At 36.1% G+C, this 14,170-nt stretch carries 10 protein-coding genes; 2 read left to right on the top strand and 8 right to left on the bottom strand.

The window, feature by feature from the left end:
- Positions 1-369: 369 nt before the first annotated feature.
- Positions 370-1,596 (top strand): helix-hairpin-helix domain-containing protein, encoded by a 1,227-nt coding sequence (locus tag CQ046_RS22915; protein WP_228407031.1) that lies wholly within the window; start codon positions 370-372, stop codon positions 1,594-1,596.
- A 131-nt stretch (positions 1,597-1,727) separates the two neighbouring features.
- On the opposite strand, the gene CQ046_RS22910 is transcribed toward CQ046_RS22915, so the two are convergent.
- From CQ046_RS22910 to CQ046_RS22885, 6 genes are all read right to left on the bottom strand, one after another.
- The gene (locus CQ046_RS22910) at positions 1,728-2,948 is read right to left on the bottom strand and encodes a YncE family protein (RefSeq protein WP_123906676.1); all 1,221 of its coding nucleotides are present in this window, start codon (positions 2,946-2,948) and stop codon (positions 1,728-1,730) included.
- A 166-nt stretch (positions 2,949-3,114) separates the two neighbouring features.
- A complete protein-coding gene (gene rluF, locus CQ046_RS22905; RefSeq protein ID WP_105704483.1) occupies positions 3,115-3,837 on the bottom strand; it encodes a 23S rRNA pseudouridine(2604) synthase RluF in 723 nt (240 codons plus the stop codon).
- A 55-nt stretch (positions 3,838-3,892) separates the two neighbouring features.
- Entirely contained in the window at positions 3,893-4,591 is a 699-nt protein-coding gene (gene truB, locus CQ046_RS22900; protein WP_105704482.1) for a tRNA pseudouridine(55) synthase TruB, read from the bottom strand.
- 24 nt (positions 4,592-4,615) lie between these two features.
- Entirely contained in the window at positions 4,616-5,434 is an 819-nt protein-coding gene (locus CQ046_RS22895; RefSeq protein ID WP_105704481.1) for an undecaprenyl-diphosphate phosphatase, read from the bottom strand.
- A gap of 95 nt (positions 5,435-5,529) precedes the next feature.
- Positions 5,530-5,826, bottom strand: a complete 297-nt coding sequence (locus CQ046_RS22890) for a DUF3098 domain-containing protein (RefSeq protein ID WP_185126234.1) — start codon at positions 5,824-5,826, stop codon at positions 5,530-5,532.
- A gap of 2 nt (positions 5,827-5,828) precedes the next feature.
- Positions 5,829-6,728: a cell division protein FtsX gene (locus tag CQ046_RS22885; RefSeq protein WP_105704480.1), complete on the bottom strand. Its 900-nt coding sequence runs from the start codon at positions 6,726-6,728 to the stop codon at positions 5,829-5,831.
- A 91-nt stretch (positions 6,729-6,819) separates the two neighbouring features.
- Between CQ046_RS22885 and rsmA the strand changes: the two genes are divergently transcribed.
- On the top strand, positions 6,820-7,590 hold the full coding sequence (gene rsmA / locus CQ046_RS22880; protein ID WP_105704479.1) for a 16S rRNA (adenine(1518)-N(6)/adenine(1519)-N(6))-dimethyltransferase RsmA: 771 nt from the start codon (positions 6,820-6,822) through the stop codon (positions 7,588-7,590).
- A 133-nt stretch (positions 7,591-7,723) separates the two neighbouring features.
- On the opposite strand, the gene CQ046_RS22875 is transcribed toward rsmA, so the two are convergent.
- Both CQ046_RS22875 and CQ046_RS22870 read right to left on the bottom strand, forming a co-directional pair.
- A complete protein-coding gene (locus CQ046_RS22875) occupies positions 7,724-10,081 on the bottom strand; it encodes a choice-of-anchor L domain-containing protein (protein WP_105704478.1) in 2,358 nt (785 codons plus the stop codon).
- Positions 10,082-10,368: 287 nt separating this feature from the next.
- A complete protein-coding gene (locus CQ046_RS22870; RefSeq protein WP_105704477.1) occupies positions 10,369-13,947 on the bottom strand; it encodes a choice-of-anchor L domain-containing protein in 3,579 nt (1,192 codons plus the stop codon).
- Positions 13,948-14,170: the final 223 nt, after the last annotated feature.

The following is a 14,170-nucleotide window of genomic DNA, read 5'->3' as shown; positions in this document are numbered from 1 at the left end:
AATAATTAGTTTTAAAAACCGCGCAAATTTAACACTTTTTAAGACGTGAAAATTGAATTAATGTGGTATGCTTTAAACCATACTATTAATAATCAAATCTTCCTTATTTTATATTAAATTCATTTTATTCTAATGCAAAATTATCGTAGTACAATGACAAAACCTGTCGCATTAAAACAAAATCAGAATATTTATACTCAATTAAGAAATTACATCACACGAAAGAGAGTTTTTATATTAACTTTTAAATCATAACTGATAATTTTAAAATAATCTTTAATCATTTCATTATCTACTATTGTAATGCTTTTCTTTTATTAATAGGTTTACAGCATGATGAGAAAAAACTATTACCGGAAATTGGCATTTATGATCACATTACTGACCATTTTATTTGCCTATCAGAAGTACACCAGTCGGGAAAAAGAACCTTTCCCTGATGTAAAATTCATTTCAAGCACTTCTACATTTACTAATGTATCAGATTTTGATCCTAATATATTGAATAAAGAGCAATGGCAGAAACTAGGCTTTTCAGAGAAACAGACTGCTACTATTCTCAAGTACAAAGATATATTGGGTGGAAAATTTACATCAAAGGAGCAATTGAAAAAATGCTACGCAATTTCAGAAAAGAAATTCAACGAGCTGGCATCATTTATATTGCTTCCTGAAATAGTAGAAGTAGGAAAATCTAAGGAGTATAATAAAATCGGTAAAAAAGAACTTACAATTGCGCGAAAATTCAATCCTGATCAGTTTTCTGCCAATGATTGGCTCAAAATGGGTTTTAGTGAACGACAAGCCGAAGCTATAATAAAATATAAAAATTATCTTGGCGGAAGTTTTATCAGCAAGGAAAAGTTCAAAGAATGTTTCATTATTTCACCGGAAAACTACAATAAACTTCAGTCTTACTTATTGTTACCAGAAAAGGCTCCTGAAAATTTCAGAAATTTCGCAAAAAATAGTACGGTTAAAACCAAAGTTCAATATCATACTTTTGATCCTAATCTACTGGATTTAGAGGGATGGAAAGCTCTTGGTTTTTCTGAAAAACAGAGTATCACCATCGTCAATTACCGGGATAGAAATTTGCGGGGAAGTTTTAAAAGTATAGAAGATCTACAAAAATGCTTTGTGATCTCATCAGAGAAATTCCAGGAAATGAAACCTTATATTAAGCTTCAGGAGAAACAGCAGGAAAAAACTGATTTTTCGAAAACAGATCTCAATACAATTACATTCAAACAGCTTATAGAATTCGGTCTGGATGAAAGAAGTGCAGGTTCAATCATTGGTTTCAGAAAGAAACTGGGAGGTTTTATGAACAAGCAGCAGATTTTAAGTACTTACAATATTGATCAGAATCTTGTTCAAAAACTAATTTCAATAGCACCGTTGAATACTTCAGATGTTCCAAAATATTCTTTGGTAGACGCTCCTGAAGACTGGCTTAAGAATCATCCCTATTTCAAATATTCAGCAGACAAAATCATATTCTACAGAATTAGTAATCCTGATGATAAAAAAATATGGAAACTTTTAAAACTGAAAGTTGAGTATGAAGAAAGAATGAGGCTATATGTAAAATAATACAAGTCCAAAATACATTTGGATTCCAAAACAAACATGCTCCACCTAAGATATTTAGGAATCAATTGATCTCCAACAAAAAACTATTCCAAAAATGGAATAGTTTTCTATCTGAAATGGTGTTCTATATTTTAGTGATGCATATAATTGCTTGGCCCGTTGGTTCCTTCAATGGATTCTGGAAGTATTCCATATTTATTTCGTAAATCTACTGTACCTAATTTCTTTCCTGTATTGATATCAATTATACTAATGGTTCCAGAATTTAAGTTAGGAATATCCAATAAATTATTTTGTACTGCCACAACGTCTTTTCCAGATTTGGTTTTAAAGAAAGCCATATGATGAGCTCCTTTATCCGCATCAAAAGTCTTTAAAAGTTTTAGCTGTGGAAGATTATTTAAATCAAATACCAAAACTTTTCCAGGATCTGCAAAACTCACATAAAGTTTGTACGAATCATCAATATACATTTCGAGCGTCCAGCCTAGTCCTTGTGTGCTTCCATCAAAGATTTTAGTAAAAGAATCATATTTTTTGGTGGTGGAATTATAGGGAGCCATCCAGATATCCCCACCCAACATTGTTGTAGCAAGTGCATATTGTGGGAATTTTCCGCGCAGTAATAAAACCTCAACTGGTGCGGACAAGTCCGTAGGCGAGTCTGCAACCTGATAAGTTTCCTTTATTTCGTAAGTATTCAGATCTAATAAAGTACAGGTATTGCCCATTCCGGTAGTCAGATCTGGGTGAATGGTAGAAGTTACCATCATCAATCCTTTTTCTTCATTCACTGAAATACCATGCGGATACATTATGAATTGATTAGGATTAGTTTGAATGGGTGCTTTAATGGTTTTGATAAGCTGATTATTAGCATTAAAAACACCTATACTTCCATCTTTTGGACCTCCTGCCCCACCCATAAAGGTCATAAAATATCTTCCGTCATTAGTAAAAAAAATATTTTCTCCTACGGTATTCTCACCAGTATTGATAGGAGTTGCACTTATTAATTGAGGTTGCCCGTTTTGATCCTCTCCCGTTTTTACTTCGTAGAGATAGCTTCCTCCCAAAGCAGTGGTAAACATTTTTTTTGCATTTTGATTGTAGTAAATATGATGGGGTAATACACCAATACCCAATTCAAGTTTACTGCTGATATTTCCAAAATTGGGAGCTTCTGGATCAAGTTCTATAACGGCAATTCCGTCTGGCAATCCTTTTAAACTTCTGTAATCAATGTAAAAAGAAGAGTCATGTGGATGATTCGGGTTGTGATTATCATTTTGACAACTAATAAACATTACCAAAATAACAAATAAAACAACTGAACTAAGTATTAATTTCATGATTTTCAGTTTATAACTATTAGTATAATAAATATAACACATTTCTGTGAAATATAAAATATATTACACGAATATGTGAAAAATCATTCGATAACCTTTATTGAGTTCAGTTTCCAGCATTAATTCTGGAAAAATAATAGGAAAATATAAGGTATTATGCTATGTTTTAGTCTATTGTTTTGCTGGAATCTGAAAGCAAAGTATTCAAAGTATTCATTTCATCTTCCGTAAGATCTCTCCACTTTCCGATTGGAAGATCAAGTTTGATATTCATGATGCGGATTCTTTTCAGTTTTTTCACTTCATATCCAAGATATTCGCACATTCTTCGGATCTGTCTGTTGAGTCCCTGTGTAAGAACAATTCTGAAATTCATTTCATCAATTTTCTCCACTTCACATTTTTTAGTCACAGTATCCAGAATAGGAACACCGTTTCTCATTTTTTCCAAAAATCTAGGGGTGATAGGTTTATCTACACGAACGATATATTCTTTCTCGTGATTGTTTCGGGCTCTCAGAATTTTATTGACAATATCTCCGTCATTCGTTAAGAGAATAAGACCTTCACTGGGTTTATCCAGTCTTCCGATAGGAAAAATCCTTTTCGGGTGGTTGATATAATCTACAATATTGTTTTTTTCGCGTTTGGTGTCCGTAGTGCATACGATTCCTACCGGCTTATTAAAAGCGATATACAATGGTTTTTCCTGCGGTTCTCTGATTGGTTTTCCATCTACTTCTACCAGATCTTCATCTGAAACTTTCGTTCCTAGTTCAGGAACTTTCCCATTTATTTTGATTCTGCCTTCTTCCAAAAGTTTATCTGCTGCCCTTCTTGAACAGTATCCTACTTCTGACAAATATTTATTAATACGCGTTTTTTCCATTAGTCTTTTCTGTAACCGGGATAATTTTTATTGCTAAAATCGGGATAATTTTATTTTATAGACCTTCAAATCTGTACTCGTTATTCAAGAACTGATCTGTAGCATCTTCAATAGCATAGTCTCCGATTTTTGTACGTCTTAATTGGGTCAGGTAAGCTCCAACTCCCAATTCCTGCCCGATATCATGAGCCAGGCTTCTGATATAAGTTCCTTTTGAACAGCCTACCATAAAGCTTATCAAAGGAAAATCGATTTTAATATCTTTAATGTAATGAATCGTTGTTTTTCTTGCCTTCATTTCGACTTCTTCACCTGCTCTGGCAAGGTTGTAAGCTCTTTCACCATCAATTTTAATGGCTGAATAAACTGGTGGCTTCTGTTCAATTTCTCCTACAAACTTTTCCAGAATTTCGTTTACTTGTTCTTCAGTGATATGAGAAATGTCCTGTTGAAGGATTTCAGGTTTTTCAGTATCATAAGATTCTGTTTGCACACCAATCTTAATTTCTGTCCAATATTCTTTGGGAGCATCCTGAATTTCAGGAATTTTTTTTGTGAATTTTCCGCAGCAGACGATAAGAAGCCCTGTAGCTCTTGGATCTAAAGTCCCGGCATGTCCTATTTTAAATTTTTTAGGAAGATCAAACTCCCTCTTAAGTTTGTATTTCATTTTATTGACAGCCTGAAAGGAAGTCCAATCCAAAGGTTTGTCTAATAAAAAAATGTATCCTGATTTCAGTTCTTCAGCAGTCATGAATGGGTATAAATGAATAATTTCTTATTTAAAGAAATAAAAATAGATCAATAGGGCAACTCCAACGAAAATACGGTACCAGCCCCAAGGTTTAAATCCATATTTATTAAGCACTCCAATGAATGCCTTGATAGCAATAAGTGCTACAATAAATGCCACAACATTTCCAACCACAAAGATCATGATATGATCCTGTGAAGCCATAATCATTTCATATCCTTTCTGCGGATTGGGTGTTTCTTTTCCCCATGTTTTCACAAAAACGGAGTACACTGTTACTGCCAGCATGGTAGGTACAGCAAGGAAGAAAGAGAATTCTGCAGCAGCTTTTCTGGTAAGCCCCTGTGCCATCCCTCCAATGATAGAGGCTGCGCTACGGCTCGTTCCCGGCATCATTGCAAGACACTGCCAAAAACCAATGGTAACTGCTTTTCTTATAGTAATTCCCTTTTCATCATCAATCTTAGGATTCTTAAACCATTTGTCAGCAAACAGTAAAACAACACCCCCTAAAACCAACACGGAAGAAATAGCAATCTGGTTCCCAAGAACAGCTTCAATTTTATCGTCAAATAAATATCCTAGAACCAATGCCGGAACTACGGCAAAAGCCAGTTTAAAATAGAACTGAATATTGTTTAAGTCAAAAAACTTTTTCCAGTATGCCACTACAACAGATAAAATAGCTCCAAATTGAATGGATACCTGAAACATTTTTAAAAATTCTGTTTCTTCCAGCCCCATAAGGTTTGCGGTAAATCCCATGTGTGCGGTAGAAGAAATGGGAAGATATTCTGTTAATCCTTCTACAATGGCAATAATAATTGCTTTGATTAAATCCATATTCTTTAAAAAATTAAAAGATTAAGAGATCCGAAAATTCAGAATACATGATTCTCAATTCTCTAATCTCTTAATCTCTAAATATAAAAATTTATTTATTTTCTTTTTAAGATCGCGTACACTTCTATTACAAATCCAATAACAACAAACAGAGGTGCTATTCTGATTCTTCTGATAGAAAAGATACCGTCATTCCATGAGTTTGGATCAAATTTACCATCTACCGTATTAGCATCCGGACCCATCATCAGTAGAAATCCTACTACAATGAATGCCAATCCTATCAGCATCCATTTGAAATTCTGCTGTCCGAAATAGAAAGCGTTTTCCTGAGGTACTTCAGCTTCATGTCCAAAGTCTGAAGCAGAAATTTTATTTGTTTTTTTGCTCATTGTTAAGAGTAATATAAATCGTCAACGTTTGATTTTAAGAATCTCCATGTAGCGAAAATCGTACTTAAAACAGAAATAAAGATACCTACTCCCAATACTAAGATAATTAACCAGAAGTACTGATTATTATCCTGTACAAAAGCAGAACCAATCTGACTTGTGAAATAATACCAAACACCTCCTAAAGCAAGAAGGCCAATTACGGAACCAATAGCTCCTAAAATAATAGCTTCTACAATGAAAGGTTTAAGGATAAATCTTCTTTTCGCTCCTACAAGCTGCATTGTTTTAATAATAAATCTCTTCGAGAATATTTTCAGACGGATAGAGTTATTAATCAATACAACCGCTAATACCAGGAATAGTATTGAAAATCCTAAGATCCACTTTAAGATTCTGCTCAGGTTATTATAAACATCCACCATCAAAGTACTGTCATTTTTAACATCTATAATCCCTGGAACAGATTTGATCTCTTTAATTGCTTCATCAATTTTTGCCGGATCTACGAATTCTGGTTTTAAAGCAACTTCAATTGAAGATGGAAAGATATTTTCTTCGAACAATGCATCACTGTCTATTCCCATAGTCTTTTTGGCTTCTTTAGCCGCCATATCCCTTGAAATATAGGTTGCTTTTTTTACAGGAGCTAATAACTGTACTTTTTTAAAAGTTTCTTCCTCCAGTTTTGCGATTTTTACAGAATCTTTAGCATCATAGTTTTCATCAAAGTAGGCGTTCACCACCAACTGTTCTTTGATATAGTCAGAATATTTCTGGGCATTAATCAAAATAAGCCCCATTAATCCTAACAAAAATAACACTAAGGCAATACTTATCACTACTGTAATATTGCTGGACCGAAGCCTTTTCTTATTAAATTCATCTACAGATTTAGCCATTAATATTAAAATTTTTGGCTAAAATAGAAAAAATCTTCCGAAATTTGGGACGAAATAAAGAAAATCACTGTTAATAAAATCATAAAAAACCTTGAGTGTAAAAGCAAAAAAACATCTTGGACAGCACTTCCTGACAGATGAAAACATCGCAAGAAAAATCGTAGAAGGTCTTAGTTTTGAGAACTATAACAATATCATGGAAGTAGGTCCCGGAATGGGAGTTCTTACCAAATATCTTCTTGAAAAGAAGCAGAACATTTACCTTGCAGAAATAGATACAGAATCTATTGAATACCTGAAAAACAATTATACAAAGGTTACTGAAGATACTTTTGTAGGTGATTTCCTGAAGCAGGACTTCAATTTTCTCAAAAATGACCAGATTGCCATTATTGGAAATTTCCCTTATAACATCTCATCACAAATCCTTTTTAAGATTGTAGATCATTATGAACTGATCCCGGAAATGGTAGGAATGTTTCAGAAAGAAGTAGCAGAAAGAACAGCAGCCGTTCCGAGAACTAAAGATTACGGTATTCTTTCTGTATTGATACAGGCCTATTATGATGTGTCCTATATGTTTACGGTACACGAAAACGTTTTCAATCCTCCTCCAAAAGTTAAATCCGGAGTGATCAGGCTTACAAGAAACCCAAAAGAAGGTCTTGCAGGTAATGAAGTTCTCTTTAAGCAGATCGTAAAAACAGGTTTCAATCAAAGAAGAAAAAAACTTTCTAATGCATTGAAATCCCTAAATATTCCTGAAGCTCTGAAAGGCCATGAATTTTTAGACAAAAGAGCAGAAGAGCTTAGTGTATCAGATTTCATCCATTTCGCTAATCTCTGGAAAGAAAATCAATAAACAACCATAACAACAAAAGCTCCTAAATCAGGAGCTTTTGTTGGCTTACGATATAATCAAAGCTGTTCGTTAAAAGCAGAAAGCCTTTCAAAATAAAATTTGAAAGGCTTTCTTTTATATTACATTATCAATTCTAGTTTCTGTTTTTCAGCATGATCCATCCTGACCAGTTCATTTGAGCTTTTGATTTTGGATACTCAAAATTAAACTTATACCAGTATGTTGTTGTTGGAAGTCTCTTACCTCCTACTGTTCCGTCCCAGATAGGATTTTCTTTCGAGAATCTGAACATCTCTACTCCATATCTGTCATATACAGAACCTGTAAAGTTTTTAAAGTCTCCAAGAGCTTTAAGATCCAGTACATCATTGATTCCATCTTCATTTGGAGTAATAATGTTATTGATCTGCAATGTAAAGAATTCAAGAGATCCAACACAATGCGTTCCTACTCTTCTTACTAAAACAGTATAGTTTGTATTATCTAAAAGATTAGCAAATACGTTTGAAGCCTGCCATGTGATTCCGTTGTCAATAGAGTATTCTAAAGTACTTGGTGTATTGTTCATAGGCGGGTTTTCAGCCGTAATCGTTACTGTTTTCTTGATACTTTCATAGTTTATGGCTGTAACAAATGGAGTGGCTGCCCCCAATACTTTTGCTTCAAAAACTTTCTTACAGATACCATTATCAATTTCTACAGAGTAGATTCCCCATTGGTCTACTACAATTTTCTGTGTTGTAGCGCCTGTACTCCAAAGGTATTTAAACCCTTGTCCTGCTCCTGCATCAAGAGTAACTTTATCTCCAACACACATTTCAACATCTTGTAATGGTGAAGTGATTTCCGGTGTAACCTCAATTCTTATGGTTGCCGGATTAAGTGATTTACATCCTTTTGCACCAATTGCATACACTGTAAATGTTGTTGTCTGATATAGAGTAACAGTCTGCATATTGCCGGTTCCCATGAAGTTACTCCACAGGTAAGTGCCCCCCCCGTCAGCAGTAAGGGTTACAGATTCTCCCGGGCATATTTTTATTCTTGAAGATTTTACCGTAGCTGTTGGTGTTACTTCTTTCTGCAATGTAAGTTTGACTATTTTACTACAGAAAGCACCATTGGAAACAAGAACATAAAGAATCTGTCCGTCATTACCATTATAGTTCAATGGAGTTTGAATATAATTGCCATTCTGTGCAACTGCATCTGCCTGATTTTCGTAGAATTTAAAAATTGCTCCCGGTGTCGGGCTGATGGTAGGCATAATGGTACTTAAATCAAAAGTAGTAATATCCGGTGTGGTACAAAGCAATAACGTTGCATCCTGAGCCTGAGGAGTTGTTCCTCCATGAATCTGGATGGTAGCTTTACCCGGACATGGATTACCGGGAACACTTACTTCGATCGTATAAGTACCTGGTTGTACAGCCGTAATAGTATTGGTAGTAGCGTTAGGTACCGGAGCACCGTTAAAATACCATTGATATACAAGGTTAGGATCATTTACGGAAGCCGTAATTACCTGAGGTACATTATCACAAACGTTGATATCAGAAGGTAACTTGGTTCCTGCAGGGTCTAAAAGGTCTACCCCAATATTGAAAGATCCACCTTCCAGAAATACGGCAGAGTCATAACTGTGGTCACTGTAATCGGCAATTACCATTTTGAAGTGGTACTGCTGTCCTGCTACTACTGTTGCTGTAGCAGTCAGTGGAATTGTTCTTCCATTAAAGTTGGTTTCAACATTACCAGTGTTGTATCCAGCAAAATATTGCTCATTTACGGCACCACAACTGGATCCGATAGCAGGGTGAATATTGGTAATACTTACAGGTCCTGCTCCTCCGGGAAGTACAGCCATATTGACATAAGGCCCTCCTGAAGTAGGTCTCAATAAGATTGCAAATGCATCTGCAAAGGTACAAGGGAATGAACCAGTATATTCTTCCGATGCGATAAGATAGTTAAATTTAATCTGACTGGTTGTGGGTACGAAGTCAAATTCCAATAGAACAGCATCATTCAGCCTGCTTTCCACTACTCCAATTACCTGTGCAAGGTCAGCATCTGATCCACCTCCGTTTACATCGTTAAGGGCACCTTCAAACGTGTTCCCTGCTCTTCTTGCAAATCCGGTAGAAAGGATAAGTCCATCTTTAAAAGGGAAATTGGTTGTCGCTTTATGAAAATATCCCCAGGCTCTGTCTGCATCACTTGCAGCATGATTAGGAGTAATCTTCACATTGGATACATTGGGAGTCAGACAGGTATTGGTCCCTGATGAGATCAATACATCTTTTACCATTTTCTCTATCGTATAACTGGACTCAGGATATGACGGAGCATTCACGTCAATAAAAACACCTGCTCTTCTAGAGGCTGCTGTAGGAGTCTCCTTTACGGGTTTCCTCGGTGGCAGATTTTGTGAAAATAAAAAAGTCGAGATGACTAAAAAAAATAAACAAAGCGGTAGATATCTTCTCATAATATTTTTGTTTCAACAAATTTAATTTTTTTTTAAATATCTCATATACATATTTATATTTTTTACAACAAAAAATCAAAACATTTCCCTTTTATGGTAAAATTTCGTTAATCAATCCCTATCCGTTCAAACGATAAATTATGTGGTAGCATTGTATTATCAATTGTTTTAGGATATTTGTCATCAATTTTAAATAATTCACAAAACGCGATAACTTATATTCTTAAAAACAACAAAATCTTTCATTGCTGAAAGATTTTGTTGTTTATTTTTTATTTCAAGAATTTCTAATTTCTATTTTTTAAAAGAATCCAGCCTGAGCGTTGTTCCAATTTTTTACTGGCTGGGTTTTCCCACTGTACTCTATACCAATAAGTCGCTGTTGGAAGATTGATCCCTTTTAAAGATCCTGTCCATATAACATTTCCTTTACTTGCCTTGAATACTTCAGCTCCGTATCTGTCGAAGATGGAAGCTGCAAAATCTTTATACCCGCTGATTCCTGTGAAATCTATGGTATCATTTACACCATCCATATTAGGGGTAATGGCGTTGCTGATAATGAAGGTAAAATAGTCCAGAGAAGTACCACATTTAGCACCTACAACTCTTACCATCAAAGTATACATTGTATTATTTAAAATACCTGTAAATACATTAGATGAATGCCAAGTTAATCCTCCATCTATAGAATATTCTAATACACCTCCTGTAGGATTGCTTGCCGTAAGGGTAAGGATATGATTATCGTAAACTACATTGGTAAACTGCGGCAGATCGGGATTGATAAGCTGGGCAGAAAACGTTTTGGAACAAGTACCATTACTAATCGTTACAGAGTACGTCCCTGGAATATTAGTAGTTATCGTCTGAGTGGTTGCTCCGTTACTCCATAAATAGGTATAATTTAGTCCTGGCCCTGCATCAAGTGTTCCTTTATCTCCTGCACATACAAACACATCTTTTAAAGTAGAAACAATTGCCGGAACCACTTCAATCTTAACTTTCGCTGGATTTACAGAACTACATCCGTTTCCTCCCAATGCATATACTGAATATTCAGTTGTTACCGTAGGTGTGACAACCTGAGTATTTCCATTTCCGGTAAGCCCTACCCAATTATAAGTAATTCCACCCGAAGCAGTCAATGTCACAGATTCTCCTTCACAGATTTTTAATTTTGATGCGGTAAGTCCCGCGATAGGTGGACCTACCTGAACTGTTACACTCGCTGCAGTTGCAGAAATACAACCGTTAGCGCCAACTGCAAATACCGTATAGGTGGTAGTCACAGTAGGCGAAACAACCTGAGTATTTCCGTTTCCGGTAAGACCATTGCCCCAGTTATAGGTTACTCCTCCGGAAGCTGTTAATGTTACAGATTCTCCTATACAAATACGAGGCTGTGATGAAACAACAGCAGCCACTGGCCGTACTTTATCTTCCTGTACCGTTACTGTTGAAGTGAAAGTACAGCTTAGATTTCCAGGTTGTGAAACATTCGTAACTGTTAATGTATAAGTACCTCCTGCACTCACTACAGGCGTAAGGGTATTACCTCCCGATACAATTGTTCCTCCTGTTGTTGTCCAGGCAATAGTAGAACCAGCAGGGACAACAGATGCAGAAGCATTAATTGTTATCTGAGGAGTTGTACAGGTAATTGTTTGCGGTGCAGCAATCGTAAGAGTAGTTTCAGCTGTTTTTATTAATTGAAGAGATACTACATAACTACAACCTCCGTTGCTTACCAACACATAAATTGTCTGATTTGCCGGTGGTGTATATGCTGTAGGATTTGCAATAAAATTTCCGTTGGCAGCATTAGCATCCGCCTGATTGATATAGTACGTAAAGGTAACTCCTGCAGCAGTTGTGATCTGAGGCTGTGCTTCTGTAAGATTAAAAGCTAATCCTGGCTGATAACACTTATGCAATGTTGCGTTTTGTACTGTAAAGGGTTCTGATACTTCAATTGTTATGGTTGCTGGGTTTTGAGAGGCACAGCCATTAGCTCCTACAGCTGTTACCGTATAAGTAGTGGTAACAGTAGGTGAAACAACCTGTGTATTTCCGTTTCCGGTAAGACCATTGCCCCAATTGTAGGTAGCACCTCCTGAAGCTGTAAGTGTAGTAGAATCTCCTTTACAGATTTTTATTTTACTCGCTGTAAGTCCGGTCACTGGCGGTGCACTGTTTCCTGTTACGGTTACAGTACCTACCGCTGTACAGGTAAGATTTCCGGGCTGGTAAACTTTTGTTATCGTTAATGTATAGGTTCCTGCAACATTAATTACAGGGTTTAAAGTAGTACCTCCTGAAACAATATTTCCTCCTGTAGTGGTCCAGTTGAATGTAGCACCTGCCGGATAAACTGAGGCGGATGCATCCAGTGTCGTCTGAGAATTAGCACAGGTTAGTACTATCGGAGGAGCAATAGTAGGTATCATTTGTGGCGCTTTTACCAGCTGTAACTCTGCAACTTTAGCACAGAAGCCGTTTGCAACTCTTACATATACAGTTCCCCCGGCACTTTGATAAGCTGTTGGAGTAGGAATTGTATTTGTATTTCCGGCATTAGCATCTGCCAATAGGGCATAATATGAAAACACAGCTCCTGGAGTGGTACTTATTGAAGCCTGTGCTGATGTTAAATTAAATGTAGCATTTCCGGCAGCATAACAAGCCGTTAATGTAGCATTCTGTACCGTAGGAGATGTTCCGCCAACCACAGTAATGGTAGCTTCTCCCGGACAGGAATTTCCCTGAATAAAAACTTTAACGGTATATACTCCCGGTTGTGTAGCAGTATAACTTGCATTGGTAGCCCCGGGAATAGGATTCGCTCCCAAATACCACTGGTAAGTTATATTCGCTCCCTGAACCGAAGCTGTAAAGGTCTGCGGAGTATTATCACACATATTTACAGATGCCGGAAGCTGTACTCCCGCCGGATCAAGAATTTTCACCCCAATATCGAATGACCCTGCTTCTAAAAATACAGCAGAATCAAAGTTGGGATCCTGATAGTCAGCAAGGACGATTTTAAAGTGATATGTTTCTCCTGGAATTACAGTTGCTTTTGCTGTAAGAGGAATAGTACGTCCATTAAAATTGGTTTCTATTTGAGCGGTATTGGTACCTCCATAATAGGCTTCATTTTTAGGTCCGCAATTTTGATACTGCGGGTGAATATTGGTAACACTTACAGGTCCAGCTCCTGCCGGAAGCACTGCAAGGTTGGTATAAGTAGGATCAGTTGCTTTTTTAAGCAGCAAAGCAAAACCATCTGTAATAGTACATGGGAAATTTTGCTGATATTCTTTTGAAGCAAATAAATATCTAAACGTAATTTCGGTAGAAGCTGCCACAAAGTCGAACTCTATGGATGTTGCATTATTCAGGTTGGAGTTAGCAATTCCCAATGCATTTGCCAAATCTACATCTCCTCCAGTTCCCAGATCATCACTTAAAGCACCCTGGAAAGTATTTCCTGCTTTGTTGGCATATCCGGTTGAAAGTATAATTCCTTTACTGAACGGGAAATTGGTGTTTGATTTATTGAAATATCCCCAGCTTCGGTTCTGATTGGTAGCAGGTAAATTGGGAGATACGGTTACATTGCTTACACTTGAATTGGTACAGGTACCTCCTGATATAAGAACATCTTTGACCAGTTGGGTTATAGGATAGCCGGATTCCGGGTAACTTGGTGCATTTACATCTATAAAGACACCAGCTCTCAAAGAAGCAGCTTTAGGTTTTGCAGCAATTTCTACCCTTCCTTTATTTTGAGCCAAAACAAAGTTCCCTATGAAAGCTAAAAATAACGCTAAAAATAAATTTCCTCTCCTCCTATTTAACATTTTATATTATTTTAAACAAAAATACTATTTTTTTTGATTGAAATTCAAGTTAACACAATTTACATTATTACTAACGCAAGTTTATTTATGTTAGAATATCAACTTTGTTTATTTTAAAACAATAAAAAAAAGACTGACAAAATAGCTAGTCATGGTCGGAAGATTTTTTCTTCCGACTTTTTGTTTTTAGATATTCAATATTATTATTTTAATTAATTGATTA

The sequence above is a fragment of the Chryseobacterium sp. MYb7 genome, from assembly GCF_002979455.1.
In the GTDB taxonomy this organism is placed as follows: domain Bacteria; phylum Bacteroidota; class Bacteroidia; order Flavobacteriales; family Weeksellaceae; genus Chryseobacterium.
Note: the sequence above shows the minus strand (reverse complement) of the source record. Positions and strands in the feature narration are given on the sequence as shown.